At 72.2% G+C, this 21,462-nt stretch carries 23 protein-coding genes; 10 read left to right on the forward strand and 13 right to left on the reverse strand.

Annotated elements, in window-relative coordinates; all coding sequences use genetic code 11:
• Nucleotides 1-40 precede the first annotated feature (40 nt).
• Nucleotides 41-499 carry a sec-independent translocase gene (locus ACSP97_RS23275; RefSeq protein WP_355326267.1) on the forward strand — a complete coding sequence of 153 codons (459 nt, stop codon included), beginning with the start codon at nucleotides 41-43 and terminating at the stop codon, nucleotides 497-499.
• 224 nt (nucleotides 500-723) lie between these two features.
• Nucleotides 724-1,386 (forward strand): hypothetical protein, encoded by a 663-nt coding sequence (locus ACSP97_RS23280; protein ID WP_355150241.1) that lies wholly within the window; start codon nucleotides 724-726, stop codon nucleotides 1,384-1,386.
• Between the two features lie 49 nt (nucleotides 1,387-1,435).
• Here the strand turns inward: ACSP97_RS23280 and ACSP97_RS23285 are convergent, their stop codons facing one another.
• From ACSP97_RS23285 to ACSP97_RS23295, 3 genes are read right to left on the reverse strand one after another with little or no spacing between them, the layout of a single operon-like run.
• Entirely contained in the window at nucleotides 1,436-2,569 is a 1,134-nt protein-coding gene (locus ACSP97_RS23285; protein ID WP_355530150.1) for an Mrp/NBP35 family ATP-binding protein, read from the reverse strand.
• Nucleotides 2,570-2,612: 43 nt separating this feature from the next.
• Nucleotides 2,613-3,224 carry a DUF1003 domain-containing protein gene (locus tag ACSP97_RS23290; protein WP_355150245.1) on the reverse strand — a complete coding sequence of 204 codons (612 nt, stop codon included), beginning with the start codon at nucleotides 3,222-3,224 and terminating at the stop codon, nucleotides 2,613-2,615.
• Nucleotides 3,214-4,515: a magnesium transporter MgtE N-terminal domain-containing protein gene (locus ACSP97_RS23295; protein ID WP_355150247.1), complete on the reverse strand. Its 1,302-nt coding sequence runs from the start codon at nucleotides 4,513-4,515 to the stop codon at nucleotides 3,214-3,216. The genes ACSP97_RS23290 and ACSP97_RS23295 overlap by 11 nt, the downstream gene beginning before the upstream one ends.
• Nucleotides 4,516-4,771: 256 nt before the next feature.
• Here ACSP97_RS23295 and ACSP97_RS23300 point away from each other — a divergent pair, with 256 nt between their 5' ends.
• Entirely contained in the window at nucleotides 4,772-5,521 is a 750-nt protein-coding gene (locus tag ACSP97_RS23300) for a hypothetical protein (RefSeq protein ID WP_355150249.1), read from the forward strand.
• A 147-nt stretch (nucleotides 5,522-5,668) separates the two neighbouring features.
• Here the strand turns inward: ACSP97_RS23300 and ACSP97_RS23305 are convergent, their stop codons facing one another.
• Both ACSP97_RS23305 and ACSP97_RS23310 read right to left on the reverse strand, forming a co-directional pair.
• Nucleotides 5,669-6,184, reverse strand: coding sequence for a hypothetical protein (locus ACSP97_RS23305; RefSeq protein WP_440554095.1), 516 nt, complete (start codon nucleotides 6,182-6,184; stop codon nucleotides 5,669-5,671).
• A gap of 22 nt (nucleotides 6,185-6,206) precedes the next feature.
• The gene (locus ACSP97_RS23310) at nucleotides 6,207-7,334 is read right to left on the reverse strand and encodes a magnesium and cobalt transport protein CorA (protein ID WP_355150253.1); all 1,128 of its coding nucleotides are present in this window, start codon (nucleotides 7,332-7,334) and stop codon (nucleotides 6,207-6,209) included.
• Between the two features lie 504 nt (nucleotides 7,335-7,838).
• Here ACSP97_RS23310 and ACSP97_RS23315 point away from each other — a divergent pair.
• Nucleotides 7,839-8,423, forward strand: a complete 585-nt coding sequence (locus ACSP97_RS23315; RefSeq protein ID WP_355530144.1) for a suppressor of fused domain protein — start codon at nucleotides 7,839-7,841, stop codon at nucleotides 8,421-8,423.
• A gap of 21 nt (nucleotides 8,424-8,444) precedes the next feature.
• Here the strand turns inward: ACSP97_RS23315 and ACSP97_RS23320 are convergent, their stop codons facing one another.
• A complete protein-coding gene (locus tag ACSP97_RS23320; protein ID WP_355150257.1) occupies nucleotides 8,445-9,668 on the reverse strand; it encodes an MFS transporter in 1,224 nt (407 codons plus the stop codon).
• 195 nt (nucleotides 9,669-9,863) lie between these two features.
• On the opposite strand from ACSP97_RS23320, the gene ACSP97_RS23325 reads away from it, so the two are divergent.
• The 3 genes from ACSP97_RS23325 (at nucleotide 9,864) to ACSP97_RS23335 (ending at nucleotide 12,146) form a co-directional block, all read left to right on the forward strand.
• Nucleotides 9,864-10,505, forward strand: a complete 642-nt coding sequence (locus tag ACSP97_RS23325; RefSeq protein ID WP_355150259.1) for a DUF6758 family protein — start codon at nucleotides 9,864-9,866, stop codon at nucleotides 10,503-10,505.
• 103 nt (nucleotides 10,506-10,608) lie between these two features.
• Nucleotides 10,609-11,466 carry a PHP domain-containing protein gene (locus tag ACSP97_RS23330; protein ID WP_355326345.1) on the forward strand — a complete coding sequence of 286 codons (858 nt, stop codon included), beginning with the start codon at nucleotides 10,609-10,611 and terminating at the stop codon, nucleotides 11,464-11,466.
• Nucleotides 11,467-11,540: 74 nt separating this feature from the next.
• Nucleotides 11,541-12,146, forward strand: coding sequence for a MarC family protein (locus ACSP97_RS23335; protein ID WP_355150261.1), 606 nt, complete (start codon nucleotides 11,541-11,543; stop codon nucleotides 12,144-12,146).
• Nucleotides 12,147-12,220: 74 nt separating this feature from the next.
• Here the strand turns inward: ACSP97_RS23335 and ACSP97_RS23340 are convergent, their stop codons facing one another.
• Nucleotides 12,221-12,373 carry a hypothetical protein gene (locus ACSP97_RS23340; RefSeq protein WP_086805833.1) on the reverse strand — a complete coding sequence of 51 codons (153 nt, stop codon included), beginning with the start codon at nucleotides 12,371-12,373 and terminating at the stop codon, nucleotides 12,221-12,223.
• Nucleotides 12,374-12,579: 206 nt separating this feature from the next.
• Between ACSP97_RS23340 and ACSP97_RS23345 the strand changes: the two genes are divergently transcribed.
• On the forward strand, nucleotides 12,580-13,485 hold the full coding sequence (locus ACSP97_RS23345; protein WP_107409176.1) for an NYN domain-containing protein: 906 nt from the start codon (nucleotides 12,580-12,582) through the stop codon (nucleotides 13,483-13,485).
• On the opposite strand, the gene ACSP97_RS23350 is transcribed toward ACSP97_RS23345, so the two are convergent.
• Together ACSP97_RS23350 and ACSP97_RS23355 are read right to left on the reverse strand one after the other, a co-directional pair.
• Complete coding sequence (locus ACSP97_RS23350; protein ID WP_440554099.1) at nucleotides 13,482-14,372, reverse strand: alpha/beta fold hydrolase; 891 nt, start codon at nucleotides 14,370-14,372, stop codon at nucleotides 13,482-13,484. The two genes, ACSP97_RS23345 and ACSP97_RS23350, sit on opposite strands and share 4 nt — an antisense overlap.
• Nucleotides 14,373-14,493: 121 nt before the next feature.
• Nucleotides 14,494-17,061, reverse strand: coding sequence for a DEAD/DEAH box helicase (locus tag ACSP97_RS23355; RefSeq protein WP_440554101.1), 2,568 nt, complete (start codon nucleotides 17,059-17,061; stop codon nucleotides 14,494-14,496).
• Nucleotides 17,062-17,564: 503 nt separating this feature from the next.
• Here ACSP97_RS23355 and ACSP97_RS23360 point away from each other — a divergent pair.
• Complete coding sequence (locus tag ACSP97_RS23360) at nucleotides 17,565-18,308, forward strand: ferritin-like fold-containing protein (protein WP_355150267.1); 744 nt, start codon at nucleotides 17,565-17,567, stop codon at nucleotides 18,306-18,308.
• A gap of 98 nt (nucleotides 18,309-18,406) precedes the next feature.
• Here ACSP97_RS23360 and ACSP97_RS23365 read toward each other — a convergent pair whose 3' ends face one another.
• The 4 genes from ACSP97_RS23365 to ACSP97_RS23380 form a co-directional block, all read right to left on the reverse strand.
• Complete coding sequence (locus ACSP97_RS23365) at nucleotides 18,407-18,670, reverse strand: hypothetical protein (protein ID WP_355150269.1); 264 nt, start codon at nucleotides 18,668-18,670, stop codon at nucleotides 18,407-18,409.
• A 171-nt stretch (nucleotides 18,671-18,841) separates the two neighbouring features.
• Complete coding sequence (locus tag ACSP97_RS23370) at nucleotides 18,842-19,069, reverse strand: DUF3107 domain-containing protein (RefSeq protein WP_355150271.1); 228 nt, start codon at nucleotides 19,067-19,069, stop codon at nucleotides 18,842-18,844.
• Nucleotides 19,070-19,197: 128 nt separating this feature from the next.
• On the reverse strand, nucleotides 19,198-19,839 hold the full coding sequence (locus tag ACSP97_RS23375; RefSeq protein ID WP_355150273.1) for a TetR/AcrR family transcriptional regulator: 642 nt from the start codon (nucleotides 19,837-19,839) through the stop codon (nucleotides 19,198-19,200).
• A gap of 134 nt (nucleotides 19,840-19,973) precedes the next feature.
• A complete protein-coding gene (locus ACSP97_RS23380) occupies nucleotides 19,974-20,198 on the reverse strand; it encodes a hypothetical protein (RefSeq protein ID WP_355150275.1) in 225 nt (74 codons plus the stop codon).
• Between the two features lie 203 nt (nucleotides 20,199-20,401).
• Between ACSP97_RS23380 and ACSP97_RS23385 the strand changes: the two genes are divergently transcribed.
• Nucleotides 20,402-21,460: an alpha/beta fold hydrolase gene (locus ACSP97_RS23385; RefSeq protein WP_355530135.1), complete on the forward strand. Its 1,059-nt coding sequence runs from the start codon at nucleotides 20,402-20,404 to the stop codon at nucleotides 21,458-21,460.
• The last annotated feature ends 2 nt before the right edge of the window (nucleotides 21,461-21,462 follow it).

Consider the following 21,462-nt stretch of genomic DNA (forward strand, 5'->3'; position numbering starts at 1 on the left):
GGTACCGTTGAGCGACCGAGGACATCGCAAGGAGCGTCAGGTGTTCAATGACATAGGGCCAATGGAGCTACTGACGATCATCGTCATCGCGGTGCTCGTGTTCGGCCCCGACAAGCTCCCCAAGGTCATCCAGGACGTCACCCGGACCATCCGGAAGATCCGCGAGTTCTCGGAGAGCGCCAAGCAGGACATCCGCAGCGAACTGGGCCCCGAGTTCAAGGACTTCGACTTCGAGGACCTCAACCCCAAGACGTTCCTGCGCAAGCAGCTGGGCAATGACGACCTGGGCCTCCAGGAGATCCGCAACGGCTTCGACCTGAAGAAGGAGATGGCCGAGATCACGGACGCGGTCAACGGCCGCGACACCGGCTCCTCCTCGTCCTCCTCGTCCTCCTCCGACGCGGCGTCCCCCGCCTCCGGCGGGAAGATCGACATGACCAAGAAGCCCGAGGACCCCGGCAAGGACGAGCGGCCCCCGTTCGACTTCGACGCCACGTAAGCCGCGAACCGCCCCATCCCGACACGCGCACGTGACGCGTGTCATAGCCCGCGCCCGCCGCGAACGGCGTGAACAGGTCGTTCGGGGTACCCGCGCATCCAGCGCCTGCCCTGCGGCGCTCAGCGGTGTGGTTATGCTGCCGAGTTGTTGTGCGGACCGGAGGAGTACGCCCGAAGGGGGGCGGGCCGCCCCGGTCCGACGAGAGCGAGGAGGCGTCCGGGCAGATGGAGACGACGAGTCGGGTGGGCGCGACGGCGCCGGCCCCGGAGGGCGGACAGGGGTTCGCCTCCGACCGCCGCACGGTCGACGCCTACCTGCGGGCGCCCTTCCCCTGGTACGGGCTCGACGAGGCGTTCACGGGGCCGCGCTGGCTGATGCAGGTCGGCATGGCCTCCGACGGAGCCGTGGAGCACGGTTCGATCGGGCACGGTGACACGCCCTCCGTCCTGCACGAGGGCGTCACCGGGGAACCGAGGGACAAGTTCACGGTCGTGGTGACCGTCGCCGCGCACCCGTCCCGGCGCACCGACGACGGGACCGGGTTGCTGGAGGCGACGTCGGTGTCCTCGGCCGCCTGGCTCGCGGGGGTCGGGCTGCTGTCGTTCACCTGGCCGGGGCAGCTGGACCACAGCCTGCGGGACGACTGGCTGGAGCAGCAGACCGAGACGGCGTGGGCGCTGGCCGACGATCTCGGCGGGCCGGAGTGGTCCCGCCTCTCGCTCCCGGTGGACGGGGTGGCCGCGGACTTCCACTACCGGGAGTCCGAGTTCGGGTGGGTGCTCGCCGGCACCACCGAGGCGGGGGTGCACCTCGGCGCGTACGGCCGGGGGATGAGCGCGTACGGTCTCGGGTTCGCCGCGGTCGGGGACGTGTCCGCCTACGCGTGACCGAGGGGCGCCGGTTCGTGCCGGCGCCCCTTCGGCGTGGACCGACGGCTCAGAACTTGTTCTTCGGGGTCAGCCCCAGCGACATGCCCGACAGGCCGCGCTGCCGGCCACCCAGCTTGCCCGCGATCGAGCGCAGGGCCGCGCCCGCCGGGGAGTCGGGGTCGGTCAGCACGACCGGCTTGCCCTCGTCGCCGCCCTCGCGCAGCCGGACGTCGATGGGGATGGAGCCGAGGACCGGCACCGAGGCGCCGGTGGTGCGGGTCAGGCCGTCGGCGACCAGCTGGCCGCCGCCCGTGCCGAAGACGTCGACCATCTCGCCGCAGTGCGGGCAGGGCAGGCCGGACATGTTCTCGACCACGCCGACGATCTTCTGGTGCGTCTGCACCGCGATGGAACCGGCGCGCTCGGCCACCTCGGCCGCCGCCTGCTGCGGGGTCGTGACGACCAGGATCTCGGCGTTCGGGACCAGCTGGGCCACGGAGATCGCGATGTCACCGGTGCCCGGCGGCAGGTCGAGCAGCAGGACGTCCAGGTCGCCCCAGTAGACGTCCGCCAGGAACTGCTGAAGGGCCCGGTGCAGCATGGGGCCGCGCCAGACCACCGGGGCGTTGCCCGGGGTGAACATGCCGATGGAGATGACCTTCACGCCGTTCGCCGACGGCGGCATGATCATGTTCTCGACCTGGGTGGGACGGCCGTCCGCGCCCAGCATGCGGGGCACCGAGTGGCCGTAGATGTCGGCGTCCACGACGCCCACCTTGAGACCGTCGGCCGCCATCGCCGCCGCCAGGTTGACCGTGACCGAGGACTTGCCGACGCCGCCCTTGCCGGAGGCGACCGCGTAGACCCGGGTGAGGTTGCCCGGCTTGGCGAACGGCACCTCGCGCTCGGCCTGGCCGCCGCGCAACGCCTCGGCCAGCTCCCGGCGCTGCTCGTCGCTCATCACGTCGAGCGTGACGTCGACCCGGGTGACGCCCTCGACCCGCGAGACGGCCTCGGTGACCCGCTGGGTGATCGTGTCGCGCATGGGGCAGCCGGAGACCGTCAGGTACACGGTGACCGCGACCGCGCCGTCCTCCCCGAGTTCCACCGATTTGACCATCCCCAGCTCGGTGATGGGGCGGTTGATCTCGGGGTCGTTCACCGTCGCCAGTGCCTCGCGCACCGCGTCTTCCGTAGCCATAAGGACGATGGTACGGCGCCCTCGGGGGCCTCGGGGTAGCACCTCAGCGGTCGTCTGCGTCACGTCCCGGCGGGCGTTCCGTCCGTTCCGCCGGGAATACGACCGGCCCCCCGTGACCGCGGCGCTCCATCTCCTTGAGCATGTCCTGGAGCTCGGTGCGGATCCAGTCGCGGGTGGCCACCTCGCCCAGGCCCATGCGCAACGCGGCGATCTCCCGGGTCAGGTACTCGGTGTCGGCGATGGATCGCTCGTTCTGCTTACGGTCCTGCTCCAGGTTGACCCGGTCGCGGTCGTCCTGCCTGTTCTGCGCGAGCAGGATCAACGGGGCCGCGTAGGAGGCCTGGAGGGACAGCGCCAGGGTCAGGAAGATGAACGGGTACTGGTCGAACCGCAGATGCGCGGGCGCGGCCACGTTCCACACCACCCAGACGATGATGACCACCGTCATCCAGACGATGAAGCGTCCCGTGCCGAGGAACCGCGCGATCCGCTCGGACAGCCGGCCGAAGGCGTCCGGGTCCCACTCGGGCAGGAGCCGGCGGCGGGGCGGGCGCGGCTGGTCGAGCCGGGGCGTGCGCGGGCGGGGGGCGGCCGTGGCGCCCGAGGGGGCACGCTCCCGGCCGTGCTCGCGGCCGGCTTCGCGCTCAGGCGTCATGGTGCGTGTCCCCCTCGTCTCCTTCGGGGCTCTCCTCCAGGTGGAACTCGGTCTCGCGCCAGTCGTCGGGCAGCATGTGGTCCAGTACGTCGTCCACGGTCACCGCGCCCAGCAGCGACCCGGCCTCGTCCACCACGGGCGCGGCCACCATGTCGTAGGTGGCGAAGAACCCGGCGATGACCGGCAGCGTGTCGCCCGGCGACAGCGGTTGCAGGTCGTCGTCCACGAGTGAGCTGACCAGGGTGTACGGGGGGTCGCGCAGCAGCCGCTGGAAGTGGGCGGTGCCCAGGTACTTGCCGGTCGGGGTCTCGTCCGGCGGGCGGCAGACGTAGACCTGGGCGGCGAGCGCGGGGGAGAGGTCGGGGTTGCGGACGCAGGCGAGCGCGTCGGCGACGGTGGCGTCCGGGCGCAGCACGATCGGCTCGGTGGTCATCAGCCCGCCGGCCGTGTGCTCCTCGTACGACATCAGCCGGCGCATGTCGGCCGCGTCGGCGGGCTGCATCAGGCTCAGCAGCCGCTCCTTGTCCTCCTCCGGCAGCTCGCCCAGCAGGTCGGCCGCGTCGTCCGGGTCCATGGCCTCCAGGACGTCCGCGGCGCGCTCCTCCTTCAGCTTGCCGAGGATCTCGATCTGATCGTCCTCCGGCAGTTCCTCCAGGACGTCGGCGAGCCGGTCGTCGTCCAGGGCGGCGGCGACCTCGGCGCGCCGCTTGGCGGAGAGGTGGTGCAGCACGTTGGCCAGGTCGGCGGGGCGCAGCTGTTCGAAGGTGGCGAGCAGGTTCTCGGCGCCCTGCCCGTGCTCCTCCAGGGAGAACCCGGAGACGGCCGCCCACTCCACGGTCAGCGTCTCGCCCTTGGCCCGCCGGAAGGCGCCGCCCTTGCGTCCCTTGCGGACGAAGACGCGGTCGACCTCCCAGTCCCGGCGCGCGGGCAGCTGCTGCACGGACACGTCGAGGACGGTGGCCTCCTCGCCGGTCTCCACCAGGGTGATCCGCCGGTCCAGCAGCTCGCCGAAGACCAGCCGCTCGGTGGGCCGTTGCTCGAAGCGGCGGACGTTCATGACGCCGGTGATGATGACCTGCCCGGAATCGATGCCGGTGACCCGGGTCATGGGCAGGAAGATGCGGCGCCGGGTGGCGAGTTCGACGACCAGCCCGAGCACGCGCGGCGGCCTGCGGCCCACGCGCAGCATCACGACGAGGTCGCGCACGCGGCCCACCTGGTCGCCGCTCGGGTCGAAGACGGGGACCCCGGCGAGGTGCGAGACGAAGATCCGGGGAGCGCCGGCTGCCATGGTTCTGCTTCCTCTGCTGCCGCGGCCCGGGGCATGCCCGTGGCCTGGGAATCGCTCTGCGTTTCTGGTTGTCCGCTTTGTTGGCGGGTCGTTGTTGAATTGCTCGGATTTGCCCGCACGGGTGCGCTTCAGGCTAGCCCGTACCGCTTGGATACGCCCTGGTGGGGGGTCCGGACGGACCCGCTCCGCCGGGGGCCGGGGCACCGGTACGCTGCGGTACGCCGCTGAAGGAACCGTCGGAAAGGCGACCTCACCTGTGACTGCGATTCCCCCCGGCCGTACCCGTCTGGTGACCGCGATCTGCGCGCTGGCCGTGACCGGCGCGGCGGTGCTCACCGGGTGCGGCGACGACCCGGACGCGGGGACGAACGGGGTGGGCAGGCTGCCCGCCGGGAAGATCCAGGCCAGGACCCGGGCGGCGGCCGACGCGGCGCCCGCGGTACGGCTCGCCGGGACCGTGGTCACCAGCGGCCGCACGTACCGGCTGGACATGCGGCTGAAGGCCGACGGCGGGACCGGCTCGGTGACCTCCGAGGGCGCCACGTTCCGGCTGCTGCGGGTGGGCAGCCAGCTGTGGCTGAAGGCCGACGCGGACTTCTGGCGGCAGGCCGACGGCGAGAAAGGCGCCGGCTCCCAGGACGCGGGGGCCGCGGCCAAGCTCGACGGCAAGTACGTGAAGGTGCCGCAGGGGGACCCCGCGTACAAGAAGTTCAGCGGCTTCACGGACAAGGACGTCCTCCTGGCTGGTCTGCTGGCACTGCACGGCACGCTGGCGACGGACGGGCACCACGCCCAGGCGGGTACCCGCACCATCCGCATCACCGGCGACCACGGTTCCGGCGGCACCCTGGACGTCTCCCTCCAGGGCACCCCCTATCCCCTCGCGCTCACCCGCGCGGGCAACGCGGGCACGCTCCGCTTCTCCGACTGGGGCAAGAACTTCGCGCTCGCCGAGCCCGCGGACTCGGAGACGGTGGACTACGGGCAGCAGCTGCCGACGTCGTGAACGCGGGGCGGTGACCGCCCTCCACCTCTGTTCGCCGGCGCAGGGCCGCCCCCGCCGTCACCGTCGGCGCGACGCCGGCCGGCCGACACCGCGGTGAGCCGACGTCACGGCGACGACCCGCGGGCCGGATCTCGCCCGGCCCCGGCGCTACCGGCCCTTGCGGCGCTTGGCCAGCAGTCTGGGCAGGGCCGCCGGGACCGGGCGGCGCGTCGTCGCCGGGGTGGGGACCGGTCTCCTCGCCAGGTCCCCGGCGGGCAGCGGTGCCACCGGACCCGCCGGCACCAGCCGGAGCACCCGGCACTCGCGGGCCCAGCGGTCCGGCATCCGCTCCGCGTCGGGGGCGTTCAGCCGCTTGCCCTTCAGCTCGCCGACCGTCGCCTCCCACTCCGGGGTGCCGGCGGGCAGCTCGGTCACGGTCGCCGGGAAGGACACGAGCCGGCCGCCCTTGTCCTTGCTGCGCACGGTCACCTCGGCCCTCGCGCCGTCGGCCAGCCCGATCAGCGGCTGCTCCCCGGGCCCGTCGCCGACCAGGCACACCGCGCCCTCGTGCCACACGTGCCACAGCGCACGCGCGGCACCGGCACCGGCGCCGGCGACCCAGACGAGGCCGGACTTCTTGGCGGCCTCCTCGATGAGAGCCCGGTCGAGCAGCTCGCTTGTCATGCGCCCACCCTATCCGCGGCGCTCACAGCCAGCCGTTGCGCTTCAGCGTCCGGTGGATGCCCAGACACAGCGCCACCGTGATGCCCATGATCACCGGGTAGCCGTACTTCCAGTGCAGCTCGGGCATGTACTTGAAGTTCATGCCGTACACCCCGCACACCATCGTCGGCACGGCGATGATCGCGGCCCACGCGGTGATCTTCCGCATGTCCTCGTTCTGTGCGACCGACGCCTGCGCCAGGTTGGCCTGGAGGATGGAGTTGAGCAGTTCGTCGAAGCCCAGCACCTGCTCCTGGACGCGGGCGAGGTGGTCGGCGACGTCCCGGAAGTACTTCTGGATGTCCGGGTCGACCAGCCGCATCGGCCGCTCGCTGAGCAGCTGCATCGGCCGCAGCAGCGGCGCCACCGCCCGCTTGAACTCCATGACCTCGCGCTTGAGTTGGTAGATCCGCGCGGAGTCCACACCGCGCGAGACCCCGCCCCGGCCCGGCGAGAAGACCTCGGTCTCCACCTCGTCGATGTCGTCCTGCACCGCGGCGGCGACCGCGATGTAGCCGTCCACCACATGGTCGGCGATGGCGTGCAGCACCGCCGAGGGGCCCTTGGCCAGCAGCTCCGGGTCGTCCTGCAACCGGTGGCGCAGGGCCCGCAGCGAGCCCTGGCCGCCGTGCCGGACGGTGATGAAGAAGTCCCGGCCGGTGAAGCACATCACCTCACCGGTCTCCACGACCTCGCTGTTGGCGGTCAGCCGGTCGTGCTCGACGTAGTGGATGGTCTTGAAGACGGTGAAGAGGGAGTCGTCGTACCGCTCCAGCTTGGGCCGCTGGTGCGCCTGCACCGCGTCCTCGACGGCCAGCGGGTGCAGCCCGAACTCCCCGGCGATCCCGGCGAATTCGGCCTCGGTCGGCTCGTGCAGACCGATCCACACGAAGCCCCCGTCGCGTCGCACCAGCCGCATCGCCTCCTGCGGGGTCAGCGGCTTCGCGCTCGGCAGGCGCCGGCCGTCGCGGTAGACGGCGCAGTCGACCACGGCCGAGGGGGTGGCGGGGTCGCGCGTGGTGTCGTACGGCGCCGACGGCGCGCCCGTGGCCTTGCGGGGCGCGACGCGGGAGGGACGGACCACGGCGCGCAGGTCGCGGATCATCGACATGGGCAGACTCCTTCGCGGCAGGCAACGAAAGACCGCCGGTGACGGGTGGAACTACCCGGAATGAGGACGTCCTTCAGGGCTCTTTCCTCCCGCGAGGCAGGGGAAGGATGTTTGGCTCGTCCACAAAGCGGGGAGCACCGCACCGTTGCGGTGGCGACTTCGCTGCTGATGCAGAACTGACGCAGATCAGGCAAAGCGAAACGAAGTGCTCTTCCGGACAGTGACGCGCACGGGAAGGCGGCAGCCGGCCAGATCGGGAATCAGCCAGTGGCTACGAGCCGGTGACTACATCAGTGGGCGGAAGAGCGAGTGGTACTACCAGGTCGACTTCGATCCATGACAGCCCCACCTCCTCCGGCCGGTCCCTCGTAAGGGAGTCCTTTCGGTACCGGGACCTGATAGCGACGCTTCGCGTGCCGTCCCGAACCACCGGCTCAGAGTACCAGCCGCCCTCGCTGTCAAGGTGCCGCTTTGCCCGCTGCTGACGAGTTCTATGCTCACCGCATGGTTGATGTTCTTCCTCTGGTCGAGGCACGGTTGGCCACTGCGCTGGGCGCGGCGGACGCGCGGGCGGCCGTCACCTTCCTCGGCACGGACCGCATCGAGGTGCTCCGCTTCACCGAGGGGGACGTCGTCCGGTACGCGACTCTCGGCATGTCCGCGCATCCCATGACCGATCCGACCGCGCTGGTCGCCGATCCCGTCAAGGGCCCCCGCGCCGAACTGGTGCTGTCGGTCCGCGCGGGCGTCGCCGACACCGACAAGGTGCTCCGCCCGCTCGCCGTGCTCGCCGCGTCCCCGCAGGTCGAGGGGTTGGTCGTGGCGCCGGGCAGCTCCCTGGACGTGGGCGAGCCGCTGTGGCCCGGTGCCCCCTTCACCTCGGTCCTGGTGGGCGAGGGCGGCGGGCTGGTCGAGGACCTGGAGCTGGACGCCCCGCTGGAGCCCGTGCGGTTCCTGCCGCTGCTGCCCATGACGCCGAACGAGGCCGCCTGGAAGCGGGTGCACGGCGCCCAGGCGCTCCAGGAGCGCTGGCTCACGCACGGCACGGACCTGCGGGATCCGGTCCGCAGGTCCGTGCCGCTGGAGTGAGCAAGCTCACTGCGCCGCCGCTCAGTCGGCGAAGACGGTGACGCCGTCCTCGGTGGCGTGCCGGGGCGCCAGCTCCTCGGCCTCGTGGGTGAGGGCCCGGCGCCGGACGCCGACCACCACCGCGCCCAGCAGCGCGGTGACCGCCGCGACCGTGAACGGGACGTGGATGTCGGTCCACTCCTCGATCTTCGGCGCGAAGTAGGGCGCCGCCGCGGCGGCGAACCAGCGGACGAAGTTGTAGCCCGCGCTCGCCACCGGGCGCGGGGCGTCCGACACGCCGAGGGCCAGCTCGGTGTAGACGGTGTTGTTCACGCCGATGAAGGCACCGGACAGGATGGTGCAGACGATCGCGGCGGTGTGGTTGCCGTAGCCGAGCACCAGGACGTCGGCCGCGAGCAGCACCAGCGAGCCGCCGAGCACCTTCAGCGAGCCGAACCGCTTCTGCATGCGCGGGGCGACGAGCACCGAGAACACCGCGAGCAGCACACCCCAGGCGAAGAACACCGCGCCGGACCGGTACGGGGTCATGTTCAGCACGAACGGCGTGAAGGCGAGCACGGTGAAGAACGTGTAGTTGTAGAAGAACGCCGAGATCGCCGCCGAGGCCAGACCGCCGTGGCCGAGCGCCTTGAGCGGGTCCAGGATCGAGGTCTTGCGGGCCGGCTTCGGCTGCTCCTTCAGGAACGCCGCGATGCACAGGAAGCCGATCGCCATCAGGGTGGCGGTACCGAAGAACGGGTAGCGCCAGCTGACGTTGCCCAGGACCGCGCCGAGCAGCGGGCCGCAGGCCATGCCGAGGCCGAGCGCGGACTCGTAGAGCAGGATCGCCGCGGCGCTGCCGCCGGCCGCCGCGCCGACGATCACCGCGAGGGCGGTGGAGACGAACAGCGCGTTGCCGAGGCCCCAGCCCGCCCGGAAGCCGACCAGCTGGCCGACCGTGCCGGAGGTGCCGGCGAGACCGGCGAAGACCACCACGAAGGCGAGACCGAGCAACAGCGTCTTCTTGCCGCCGATGCGGCTGGAGACGAAGCCGGTCAGCAGCATCGCCACGGCGGTGATCAGGAAGTACGAGGTGAAGAGCAGGGACACCTGGCTGGGTGTGGCGTGCAGACCCTGCGCGATCGACGGCAGGATCGGGTCGACCAGGCCGATGCCCATGAAGGCGACGACGGAGGCGCCGGCCGTGGCCCAGACCGCCTTGGGCTGCCGCAGGATGCCGCCGGCTCCCGCGTCGAGGGGGTCCATGTGCTTCTCCCATCCGCGTGTGGCACGCAGTCCAGATAGTTGGCTTATGCACATAGTAAGTTAGCTCAGCTAATTAGTGCAAGATGCACCTAACTTCCTGGTCGGCGGGCCGCGGCCGGGGTGTGCCGCGGGGGTTCCCGCCGGACGGGTGATCGTCCTTGACGTGGACGGGCCGGGGTAGGACCGTGGGGCCCTATGAGGGGCGAACCCAGTTGCCCGCGGTGTGGTGGCCGGGTCAGGGCTCCCGGCCTCTTCGCCGATACGTGGCAGTGCGATGCGCACGGCGCGGTGTTTCCGCTGCAGCCCGTGATCCCGCCCAGCGTCGAGGCCCTCGGTGCCGTGGTGCACCGCACGCATGTGCCGCTGTGGATGCCGTGGCCGCTGCCGGTCGGCTGGCTCTTTACGGGGGTGGCCTACGCCGGGGACGACCGCAGCGGCGGCCGGGCGACCGCCGTCGCCTGCTCCGGACCGGGCCCGCTCGGCGGTCCGGGCGAGCTGATCCTGGTCGCCGAGGAGATGGGCGTCGGTCTCGGCGCGCGCTACGCGGGCATCGACGGCCCGGACCCCGGGCCGTACATGAACGTCGAGAAGCCGCCCCAGACCAAGGTGCTCGCGGCCGGCCGCCCCACCCCGCTGTGGCACGTCTACCGCACCCCCGACGACCGCGCCGTCTTCGCCGGCGAGGCGCTGGGCATGTGGCTGTGGGCGGTGATCTGGCCCGAACAGGCGGGCCTGCTCCTGTACGACGAGCTGGTCCTGACCGATCTGCGCGAGGCGGGCGCCGAACTGGACCTGGTGCCCTGCGGCGCCCTGTCCCCACGACTGCTGCGCCCCTAGGAGCTGTAGGGGGCGCCCCCAGGCAGCGGCCGTGACAAAGGGGGGTGCGCGGGGCGGTTATCCTGAGGTGTCCACTTCCGTCCTGGTCCCGTCTGGAGTCACCGTGCGCATCGATCTGCACTGTCACTCCACCGCGTCCGACGGTACGGACACCCCCGCCGAGCTGGTCCGCAAGGCCGCCGCGGCCGGACTGGACGTCGTCGCGCTGACCGACCACGACACCACCCGCGGCCATGCCGAGGCGATCGCCGCGCTGCCCGCCGGGCTGACCCTGGTCCCCGGCGCCGAGCTGTCCTGCCGTCTCGACGGTGTCTCGATGCACATGCTCGCCTACCTCTTCGACCCCGAGGAGCCCGCCCTGCTCGCCGAGCGCGAGCTGGTCCGGGACGACCGGGTGCCGCGGGCCAAGGGCATGGTCGCCAAGCTGAACGCGCTGGGTGTGCCGGTGACCTGGGAGCAGGTCGAGCGGATCGCCGCCGGCGGCTCCGTGGGGCGCCCGCACGTCGCCTCGGCGCTGGTCGAGCTGGGCGTGGTGGAGACGGTGAGCGACGCGTTCACCGATCAGTGGCTCGCCGACGGCGGCCGGGCCTACGTCGGGAAGCACGAGACCGACCCCTTCGAGGCGATCCGGCTGGTCAAGGCCGCGGGCGGGGTCTGCGTGTTCGCGCACCCGGCCGCCGCCAAGCGCGGCCGCACGGTCCCCGAGTCCGCCATCGCGAAGATGGCCGCGGCCGGTCTGGACGGCATCGAGGTCGACCACATGGACCACGACGCCGAGACCCGCGAGCGGCTGCGCGGCCTGGCGAAGGACCTCGGACTGCTGGTCACCGGCTCCTCGGACTACCACGGCACGCGCAAGACCGTGGAGCTCGGCGCGTACACGACCGACCCCGAGGTGTACGGGGAGATCACCCGCCGGGCGACCGGCGCGTTCCCGGTCCCGGGGGCCGGCGGAGCCTGAGGCCGTCTTCCGACGGCCGGCCCGCGCGCACTCACACCCTCAGTTCTTCTTCCGGCAAGGCCAGTACTTCCCCCATGTTCGACATCGCCGTCTTCGGCTCTCTGTTCCTGACCCTTTTTGTCATCATGGATCCCCCTGGGATCACCCCGATCTTCCTCGCCCTGACCGCCGGCCGGCCGGCGAAGACGCAGAAGCGGATGGCGTTCCAGGCCGTCTGCGTGGCGTTCGGGGTCATCGCCGTCTTCGGCGTCCTGGGCCACCAGATCCTGAACTATCTGCACGTCTCCGTGCCCGCCCTGATGATCGCGGGCGGTCTGCTGCTCCTGCTGATCGCGCTCGACCTGCTCACCGGGAAGAACGACGAGCCGAAGGCGACCAAGGACGTCAACGTGGCCCTCGTGCCACTGGGCATGCCGCTGCTGGCGGGGCCGGGCGCGATCGTCTCCGTCATCCTGGCCGTGCAGAAGGCCCACAGCGTGGACACCCAGATATCGGTGTGGATCGCGATCCTCGCGATCCACGTGGTGCTGTGGCTGGTGATGCGCTACTCGCTGCTGATCATCCGGCTCATCAAGGACGGCGGAGTGGTCCTGGTGACGCGGCTCGCGGGCATGATGCTCTCCGCGATCGCCGTGCAGCAGATCATCAACGGGATCACCCAGGTGATCCGGGGAAGCTGACGCTCAGGTGATCCGGGGGGACCGAGCCGTCGTACGCGGCCCGGTTCCCCCGGAAGGCGTGAGCGGGAACCCCGTTACGAGGCCGGGGTCTCGGCCGGGCGGATCCACAGGCGCTGTCCTACGGCGGCTGCCTGCTGAACGATCCGATTGACGGAGGCGGCGTCCACGACGGTGCTGTCCACGGTGGTGCCGTCGACCTCGTCGAGTCGCATGATTTCGAAGCGCACAGGCTTCTCCCTTCGTCTGGTCATCCTCCTGCGGAGAACTACTCGATGGCACCGGATGTGTATCCGGTGTCGTACTGAGTCAACGTGCTGCTCGTGACAAACATTCCCTACGCTAAGGAAATTTTTCGCGCATCTAATTACTGACTGATAAGTATCGTTCGGGACAGATCGGGACCGGTTGTGTTCACAGTGTGACGACGAGGAGAATGGAGGTGATGAACGACGACCTGGCGCCCCTTGCCGCCCGTATCGACCGTACGAACGAGCTGCTCGAACGCATGCTCGCCGAGGTGGCGAAGACGCCCTCGACCCACGCGATCTTCGTGGACGCGGGGTATCTGTACGCGGCGGCGGGCCGGCTGGTCGCCGGGACCGAGGACCGCCGGGCCTTCGACGTCGACGCGGAGGGCCTGATCGACGCGCTGATCGACCGCGCCCGCACCGTCTTCGCGGACAGCCGGCTGCTGCGCGTCTACTGGTACGACGGCGCCCGGCGCCGCATCCACACCGCCGAGCAGCAGATCATCGCCGAACTCCCCGACGTCAAGGTCCGCCTCGGCAACCTCAACGCCAACAACCAGCAGAAGGGCGTCGATTCGCTGATCCGCACGGATCTGGAGTCACTCGCCCGGCACCGCGCCATCAGCGACGCGGCCCTGCTCGGCGGCGACGAGGACCTGGTCTCCGCGGTCGAGGCGGCCCAGGGCTACGGCGCCCGCGTCCACCTGTGGGGCATCGAGGCGCCCGAGGGCCGCAACCAGGCCGAGCCGCTGCTGTGGGAGGTCGACAGCCAGCGCACCCTGGACCTGGAGTTCTTCAAGCCCTACGTCTCCAGACGCACGGCCGCCGCCTATGAGGCCGGCGCGGGGGCCCGGCCCACCCGCGAGGACGTCCGCTTCGTCGGCGCCCAGATCGCCGCCAAATGGCTGGCCTCCCGAGGCCGTGACGCCCTGGTCGAACTGCTGCCCGGCCACCCGTACCTGCCCGGCTCCGTCGACCAGGACCTGCTCGTCGAGGCCGAGGGCCTGCTCCAGTACTCCCTGCGCGGCCAGGCGGATCTGCGCCGGGCCCTGCGGGACGGCTTCTGGGACCACCTCCAGGCGCAGTACTAGCGGCTCACGTCGGACGCCTCCGCCGTGTCCCAGAAGTCGGCGAGCGCGCGCGCCGTTTCGAGGGGGCTCTCGGTGTTGGGGGAGTGCTCGGTGCCGTCGACGACCGTGCGCCGCGCCCCCAGGCGCACCGCCATGTCGTCCAGCAGCGGCACCGGCCAGGTGTCGTCCCGGACGCCCGACAGCACGTGGAACGGCACTGGCAGGGCGGCCAGTTCCGCGACCCGGTCCGGCTCCGCGCACAACTGGCGTCCGGCGGCGATGAGTTGGGCGGGCTTCGTGCCCAGCCAGCGGCGCCGCATGTCCTCCCGCACGGCCCGGGTGTCATCCGGTGCGGGCGTCCTCGTCTCCTCGGGCGCCTCCATGGCCCGCATCGCCTCCCACACCTCGGCCATCGTCATCACGGCGAGCGCGTCCCGCAGCAGCTTCACCCGCTCCTGCTGGGCCGGGGAGATGTGGGCCGGGCCGGACGCCATCAGCGTCAGCGACCGGAACGGGGTGTGGTCCAGCAGCACGGCGGCGCGGCAGACCTGCCCGCCGAACGAGTGTCCCAGCAGATGCACCGGCCCGCCGAGCGCCTCGGCCTGCGCCAGCACGTCCCGCGCCAACTCGGCCTGCGCGTAGGCGGATTCGTCGTGCTCCGGGCCGTCCGACTCGAACTGCCCGCGCCCGTCCACGGCCACGGTGCGGTATCCGCGCTCGCCCAGCGGCACGTGCAGCGGGTTGAAGTCCTCCTTGCTGCCGGTGAACCCCGGCACCAGCAGGACGACTCCCCTCGCTTCCACTCCCGCCGCCACAGGGGCGTCCACCACGGCGAACCGCCCGCGCGCGGTACGCAGCGGGTACGCCCGGGCGCCGGGGGGCGGGACGAAGGTGCTGGGCATGCTCATGGGGAGAGGCTATCGGGCGTGCCGGACGGCCCGCCGTGCGGCGGGATCCGTCCGGGAACGGCGACGGCCCGGCCCACCTGGGTGGACCGGGCCGTCTTCGACTGTCGCCGACGCGCGCGGATCAGGCCTCCGGGGCCTCCACGGCCGCCGTCGCCTTGCGGGTGCGGCGCGGCTTGGCCGCGGGGGCGGCCTCGTCGGTCGCCGCCTCGGTGGCGGCGGTCTTCCGCGTACGGCGCGGCTTGGTCTCCGGTTCGCCGCTGGCCTGCGCCGGGATCTCCGCCGTGGCCTTACGGGTCCGCCGGGCCTTCGGAGCGGCCGGCTCGGCACCGTCGGCCGCGTCCACGGCCGCGGCGGCCGTCTTGCGCGTGCGGCGCGGCTTCGCCTCCGCGGCCTCCGCGTCGGTGGCCTCGGCGCTCGCCGCGGTCTTGCGGGTGCGGCGGGGCTTGACCTCGGCCTCGGCCTCGGGGGCGTCGGCCTCCGCCTTGACGGCGGCCGTCTTGCGGGTGCGGCGCGGCTTGGCCTCGGCCTCGGGGGCCTCCGCCTCGGTCTCCGGCTTGGCGGCGGCGGTCTTGCGGGTGCGGCGCGGCTTGGCCTCCGTGGCCTCGGCCGTGTCCACCGCGGCCTCCGCCGTCTTACGGGTGGTGCGGCGCGGCTTGGCCGCGGGGGCGGCCTCGTCGGTCGCGGCCTCGGTGGCGGCGGCGGTCTTCCGCGTACGGCGCGGCTTGGCCTCCGCGGCTTCGGCGGTCTCCGTCGCGGCCTCGGCGGCGGCAGCCGTCTTGCGCGTACGGCGGGGCTTGACCTCGGCCTCGGCCTCGGGGGCGTCGGCCTCCGCCTTGGCGGCGGCCGTCTTGCGGGTGCGGCGCGGCTTCGCCTCCGCGGCCTCCGCGTCGGTGGCCTCGGCGCTCGCCGCGGTCTTGCGGGTGCGGCGCGGCTTGGCCTCCGTGGCCTCGGCCGTGTCCACCGCGGCCTCCGCCGCCTTGCGGGTGCGGCGGCGCGGCTTGGCCTCCGGCTCCGGCTGCGTCTGAACGGCCGGGGCCTCGGCGACGACGGGTTCGGCGACGGCGGTCTCGGCGGCCACGGCCTCCTGGGCCGGCGTCTCGACCGCGGCCGTCTCGGCGCGCTCCGCGGACTTGCGGGTGCGGCGGCGACGCGGCTTCTCCACGACGGGGGCCGCCACGGCGGACTCCACGACGGGCGCGGCCACGGGGGCCGCCTGCGGCGCCTCGGTGGTCGCCTCCGCCGTCACCGCGACCGGGGCCTGGGCACCGCCACGGGTACGGCGGCGACGGCGCGGGGTGCGCGGGGACGCCGACTCGTCCACGGACGGCGCGGACTCGGCGGCCGGGGCCGCGGCGGACGGGTCCACCGGGGCGCCGCCACGGGTGCGGCGGCGACGGCGCGGGGTACGGGCCGGACGCTCGCGCTCGCGCTCGGGGGCCGGGGCGCCGGAGCGGTCGGGACGGCCACCGCGGCCACGGCCGCGCGCGCCCCGTCCGCCGGTCTCGCCCAGGTCCTCCAGCTCCTCCGCGTCCAGACCGGCACGGGTCCGCTCCGAGCGCGGCAGGGTGCCCTTGGTGCCCTCGGGGATGCCGAGGTCGGAGAACAGGTGCGGGGACGACGAGTACGTCTCCACCGGGTCGTTGAAGTCCAGCTCCAGCGCCTTGTTGATCAGCTGCCAGCGCGGGATGTCGTCCCAGTCGACGAACGTGATCGCCGTGCCCTTGGCGCCCGCGCGGCCGGTGCGGCCGACACGGTGCAGGTACGTCTTCTCGTCCTCGGGGGACTGGTAGTTGATGACGTGGGTGACGCCTTCGACGTCGATGCCGCGCGCGGCCACGTCGGTGCAGACCAGCACGTCGACCTTGCCGTTGCGGAAGGCGCGCAGCGCCTGCTCGCGGGCGCCCTGGCCGAGGTCGCCGTGGACCGCGCCGGAGGCGAACCCGCGGCGCTGCAACTGCTCGGCGATGTCGGCCGCCGTGCGCTTGGTCCGGCAGAAGATCATCGCCAGTCCGCGGCCCTCGGCCTGGAGGATGCGGGCGACCATCTCCGGCTTGTCCATGTTGTGCGCGCGGTAGACGAACTGCTTGATGTTCGCCACCGTCGCGCCCTCGTCGTCCGGCGCGGTGGCGCGGATGTGCGTGGGCCGGGACATGTAGCGGCGCGCGAGGCCGATGACCGCACCCGGCATGGTCGCCGAGAACAGCATGGTCTGGCGCTTGGCCGGCAGCATGTCGATGATCTTCTCGACGTCGGGCAGGAAGCCCAGGTCGAGCATCTCGTCGGCCTCGTCGAGGACGAGGCACTTGACGTGCTTGAGGTCCAGCTTCTTCTGGCCCGCGAGGTCGAGGAGCCGGCCGGGGGTGCCGACGACCACGTCGACGCCCTTCTTCAGGGCCTCGACCTGGGGCTCGTAGGCCCGGCCGCCGTAGATGGCCACCACGCGCACGTTACGGACCTTGCCGGCCGTCTGGAGGTCGTTGGTGACCTGCGTGCACAGTTCGCGGGTGGGCACGACGACGAGCGCCTGCGGGGCGTCGGTGAGGGCTTCGGGGGCGGCGCGTCCGGCCTCCACGTCGGCGGGTACGGTCACGCGCTCGAGGAGCGGGAGGCCGAAGCCCAGCGTCTTGCCGGTGCCGGTCTTGGCCTGGCCGATGACGTCCGTGCCGGAAAGGGCGACGGGGAGCGTCATCTCCTGGATGGGGAAGGGATTGACGATGCCGACGGCCTCCAGGGCCTCGGCGGTCTCGGGGAGAATCCCAAGGTCTCGAAACGTCGTAGTCAGGGTGCTGCCTCTTCTGTGTGGCGCGGTGCGAGGCGAGCGCGGGGGTCGTGGCTGACCGTGCCGGGGACGTCGGCTGCCGTACGGGCCAACCAGTCAAGGCAAGCCGTATGACACGGGACCTCTGCCGACGCTCTAGCGCTCGTACCGCTGAGGGTGTCCCTCCGGTCGTCGTACGTTGAGCCGTACGGCCACGGAGGGCTGTCGGGTCGGAGCCGATCGGGCCACCGACCGGGCATCCTCATGCGTGCGCCCTGTCAAGGCACGTCGAACACCGCCGACGCACTCAGCATGCGCAATACCACCATACCCCGGATCGGCGCACATGCGATGGCCGATTCGGTCACGTCGTCGCGGTCACAGTGTCCGGCCAGGGGCTTGAGGGGGGCGCCGAGCGGGCTATTGTGCGCCTCATGACTAGCTCTGACAAGGCTGAGAACGCGTCCGCCGCCCCCGCGCCGACCGGTGTCGCCGCCCAGGACTGGGCGCAGGCCGCCGCCGAGCCGCACTACCGCGCCGCCGTCGTGGACCTGCTCGGCGCGCTCGCCTACGGCGAGCTCGCGGCGTTCGAGCGGCTCGCGGAGGACGCCAAGCTGGCGCCGACCCTCGCGGACAAGGCGGAGCTGGCGAAGATGGCCTCGGCCGAGTTCCACCACTTCGAGCGACTGCGCGACCGGCTGACCGAGATCGGCGAGGAGCCGACGGCGGCGATGGACCCGTTCGTCGCCGCGCTCGACGGCTTCCACCGCCAGACCGCGCCGTCGGACTGGCTGGAGGGCCTGGTCAAGGCGTACGTCGGCGACTCCATCGCGAGCGACTTCTACCGGGAGGTCGCCGCGCGCCTCGACTCCGACACGCGTGAGCTGGTGCTCGCCGTGCTGGACGACACCGGGCACGCCGAGTTCGCGGTGGAGAAGGTGCGGGCCGCCATCGACGCCGATCCGCGGGTCGGCGGACGCCTCGCGCTGTGGGCGCGGCGGCTGATGGGGGAGGCGCTGTCGCAGTCCCAGCGGGTCGTGGCGGACCGGGACGCGCTGTCCACGATGCTCGTGGGCGGGGTGGCCGACGGGTTCGACCTGGCGGAGGTGGGCCGGATGTTCACCCGGATCACGGAGGCGCACACCAAGCGGATGGCCGCACTCGGCCTAGCGGCCTGAGCGGCGGCGCGCTCCGCGGGACCGGTCGCCGGGAAGTGCGCGACCGCGGTCGCCGGGCCGGGCCGCCGCGTGGGTCGCGCGCCCCGGGAGGGGCTGCGCTACGCCGGCGCCGACCGGCGGACCCGGGCGGGGCGCAGCAGCAGGGACAGCGACGCCGCCGAGATGGCGAACGCGCCCAGGAGCGGGACGAGGGACGGGCCGGGGTCGAGCGCGCTGCGCGTGACGAAGTCGCCCAGAAGGGCGCCCGCGACCGCGGTCGAGTAGATCAGGGGGCGGGCCGGAAGACGGTGGGCCAGACGGCTCGCCGCGGCCCAGGCGAGCAGGAGACCGAGCACGGCGGCGCCGAGCGTTTCCAGGATCATGACGAGGGGTCCCTCCCACGGCCGGTCTGCTTGATCGGTCGTAGCCCGTCTTACCCGTGACCTGCGGAGCGCAATCCTCCGCTATGGAGGAGTTGTGTCGCTCCTGTGTGCGACGCGGGACGTGCGAGGGCCCGGCGGCATGCGGCCGCCGGGCCCTCGCACAGCCTCGCCCTACAGCGCGCCGAAGCCCACCTTGCGCACGGTCGGCGCGCCGAGCTCCACGTACGCCAGCCGGTCCGTCGGCACCATGACCTTGCGGCCCTTCTCGTCCTCAAGGGTCAGCAGCTGCGTCTTCCCGGCCAGCGCCTCCGACACCAGGCGCTCGACCTCCTCGACGCTCTGACCGCTCTCCAGAACGATCTCGCGGGGCGCGTGCTGCACGCCGATCTTGACCTCCACGGCTATGTCCCTCCGACGGTCAGTGATGTGCGCGATCTTCCGCGCCGTACCTGCACACATTAGCCCGGTGAGGGGACGTACACGCTTTTGGCCGGAACGCCATCAGCGAACAGCGTGCGGGAATGGTCTCAGTGGTGCTCGTTGCCGTGCAGCGGGAAACCGGCGATGCCCCGCCATGCGAGCGAGGCGAGCAGCTGCACCGCGTGGTCGCGCGGCACACTGCGGTCGCTGTGCAGCCAGGAACGCGCCACCACCTGGGCGAGCCCGCCGAGGCCGGAGGCGAGCAGCATGGACTCCGCGCGCGAGAGCCCGGTGTCCTCCGCGATGACGTCGCAGATCGCCTCGGCGCACTCGTTGGTCACCTTGTCGACGCGCTCGCGCACCGCCGGCTCGTTGGTCAGGTCCGACTCGAAGACCAGCCGGAAGGCGCCGCCGTCGTCCTCCACATAGGCGAAGTAGGCGTCCATGGTCGCCCGCACGCGCTGCTTGTTGTCGGTCGTCGACGCCAGCGCACCGCGCACGGACTGGATCAGCGCCTCGCAGTGCTGGTCCAGCAGGGCGAGGTACAGGTCGAGCTTGCCGGGGAAGTGCTGGTAGAGCACCGGCTTGCTGACGCCGGCCCGCTCGGCGATGTCGTCCATCGCCGCCGCGTGGTAGCCCTGTGCGACGAAGACCTCCTGGGCCGCGCCCAGCAACTGGTTCCGTCGGGCTCGGCGCGGCAGCCGGGTGCCGCGCGGGCGTGCTGCCTCAGTTTGCTCGATGGCTGTCACGCCGCCTCCCAAAGTCGTCCACATGCGGTGTCGACCGCGCGGCCATCGTACTTTTCGGTAACCGTTCAGTGCGCGGTGCGAACGCAGAATTTCACGTACCGGACGGCGGCGAAAGCCGCGGGCGACCTCCGGGATCAGCGGTAGTCGTCCTCGTCCAGCGAGACCACGCGTGCCTGTTCGAGCAGATCGGCCTCGTTCGCCCGGTCCTTGTCCACCTCGGTCACCGGCTCGTCGCGCTCCGGCCGGATGTCGGCCTGCTGCTCGACGGCGTCCACTTCCGGGTCCTCGACACCCAGCTCGGGGGCCGTCTCGTCGTCCAGCTCCTCGATCGTGTCGGGCTCGGTGGGGTCGTGGGCCATGGTTGGGCTCCCTTCCTACGGACATCCCTGAAGCCGGCAGGGGCCGGCCACCTGCGGGTGCCCTGTGTACGAGCCTAGGATGCGGCCGTTCCGGATGCCATGCCGTACGCGCCCGTTCGCTCACCGGGTGTCCCCGGCGCGGGGGCGGACTCTGTGACGGCGAACACATGAACCCCGGTGTGATCATCTCGTAACATTGCCGCATGTCTTCGACCGAGTCGCCTTCCGTGCCGGCCGCCAGCGTCCTCCCCAGGGTGGCGCCCGTCCGGGTCGGCGAGGGGGAGCGACTGCGCTCGGTCGGTCTGCCCGGGGTCACCCTGTCGGTGCGCTGCCGGCCGCCCGCGCGCGAGGGACTGCCGCGCGCCCTCTATGTGCACGGACTCGGCGGTTCCTCGCAGAACTGGTCGGAGCTGATGGCCCACCTGGACGACGTCGTGCACAGCGAGGCCGTCGACCTGCCCGGCTTCGGCGACTCGCCGCCCCCGGACGACGGCGACTACTCGGTCACCGGACACGCGCGCGCGGTGATCCGCTACCTGGACGCGGCCGGGCAGGGCCCCGTCCATCTCTTCGGCAACTCGCTCGGCGGCGCCGTCGCCACCCGCGTGGCCGCCGTACGGCCCGACCTGGTGCGCACCCTCACCCTGATCTCGCCCGCCCTGCCGGAGCTGCGCATCCAGCGCACCGCGGTGCCCACCGGACTGCTCGGCGTGCCCGGCATCGCGGCCCTGTTCACCCGGTTCACCAAGGAGTGGACGGCCGAGCAGCGAGTGCGCGGGGTCATGGGCCTCTGCTACGGCGATCCGGGCCGGGTGACGCCGGAGGCCTTCCGGTACGCCGTCGAGGAGCTGGAGCGGCGGCTGCGGCTGCCGTACTTCTGGGACGCGATGGCCCGCTCGGCGCGCGGCATCGTCAACGCCTACACGCTCGGCGGGCAGCACGGGCTGTGGCGGCAGGCCGAGCGCGTGCTCGCCCCGACGCTGCTCGTCTACGGCGGCCGGGACCAGCTCGTCGGCTACCGCATGTCCGCCAAGGCCGCCCGCGCCTTCCGCGACTCACGGCTGCTGACCCTGCCGGACGCCGGGCACGTGGCGATGATGGAATACCCGGACGTGGTGGCGCGGGCGTTCCGGGAACTGCTGGCACAGCAGGGGGACGCCGAGGGAAACGCCGGGCGGGGGACCGTCGTTGACGACGACGGGGACGACAGCACGGACACGGGCGGCCGCGGGGCCGCCGACGGTACGGAAGCGGGGAGCTGAAG

The sequence above is a fragment of the Streptomyces sp. SCPE 10 genome (assembly GCF_051980735.1).
Lineage (GTDB): Bacteria > Actinomycetota > Actinomycetes > Streptomycetales > Streptomycetaceae > Streptomyces > Streptomyces misionensis.

Excerpts from the sequence above, each read along its gene's own strand:
- ACSP97_RS23280 (WP_355150241.1), top strand. The coding sequence starts at position 724 with ATGGAGACGACGAGTCGGGTGGGCGCGACGGCGCCGGCCCCGGAGGGC.
- ACSP97_RS23285 (WP_355530150.1), bottom strand. The coding sequence starts at position 2,569 with ATGGCTACGGAAGACGCGGTGCGCGAGGCACTGGCGACGGTGAACGAC.
- ACSP97_RS23290 (WP_355150245.1), bottom strand. The coding sequence starts at position 3,224 with ATGACGCCTGAGCGCGAAGCCGGCCGCGAGCACGGCCGGGAGCGTGCC.
- ACSP97_RS23295 (WP_355150247.1), bottom strand. The coding sequence starts at position 4,515 with ATGGCAGCCGGCGCTCCCCGGATCTTCGTCTCGCACCTCGCCGGGGTC.
- ACSP97_RS23305 (WP_440554095.1), bottom strand. The coding sequence starts at position 6,184 with ATGACAAGCGAGCTGCTCGACCGGGCTCTCATCGAGGAGGCCGCCAAG.
- ACSP97_RS23310 (WP_355150253.1), bottom strand. The coding sequence starts at position 7,334 with ATGTCGATGATCCGCGACCTGCGCGCCGTGGTCCGTCCCTCCCGCGTC.
- ACSP97_RS23315 (WP_355530144.1), top strand. The coding sequence starts at position 7,839 with ATGGTTGATGTTCTTCCTCTGGTCGAGGCACGGTTGGCCACTGCGCTG.
- ACSP97_RS23320 (WP_355150257.1), bottom strand. The coding sequence starts at position 9,668 with ATGGACCCCCTCGACGCGGGAGCCGGCGGCATCCTGCGGCAGCCCAAG.
- ACSP97_RS23325 (WP_355150259.1), top strand. The coding sequence starts at position 9,864 with ATGAGGGGCGAACCCAGTTGCCCGCGGTGTGGTGGCCGGGTCAGGGCT.
- ACSP97_RS23335 (WP_355150261.1), top strand. The coding sequence starts at position 11,541 with ATGTTCGACATCGCCGTCTTCGGCTCTCTGTTCCTGACCCTTTTTGTC.
- ACSP97_RS23345 (WP_107409176.1), top strand. The coding sequence starts at position 12,580 with ATGGAGGTGATGAACGACGACCTGGCGCCCCTTGCCGCCCGTATCGAC.
- ACSP97_RS23350 (WP_440554099.1), bottom strand. The coding sequence starts at position 14,372 with ATGAGCATGCCCAGCACCTTCGTCCCGCCCCCCGGCGCCCGGGCGTAC.
- ACSP97_RS23355 (WP_440554101.1), bottom strand. The coding sequence starts at position 17,061 with ATGACGCTCCCCGTCGCCCTTTCCGGCACGGACGTCATCGGCCAGGCC.
- ACSP97_RS23360 (WP_355150267.1), top strand. The coding sequence starts at position 17,565 with ATGACTAGCTCTGACAAGGCTGAGAACGCGTCCGCCGCCCCCGCGCCG.
- ACSP97_RS23365 (WP_355150269.1), bottom strand. The coding sequence starts at position 18,670 with ATGATCCTGGAAACGCTCGGCGCCGCCGTGCTCGGTCTCCTGCTCGCC.
- ACSP97_RS23380 (WP_355150275.1), bottom strand. The coding sequence starts at position 20,198 with ATGGCCCACGACCCCACCGAGCCCGACACGATCGAGGAGCTGGACGAC.
- ACSP97_RS23385 (WP_355530135.1), top strand. The coding sequence starts at position 20,402 with ATGTCTTCGACCGAGTCGCCTTCCGTGCCGGCCGCCAGCGTCCTCCCC.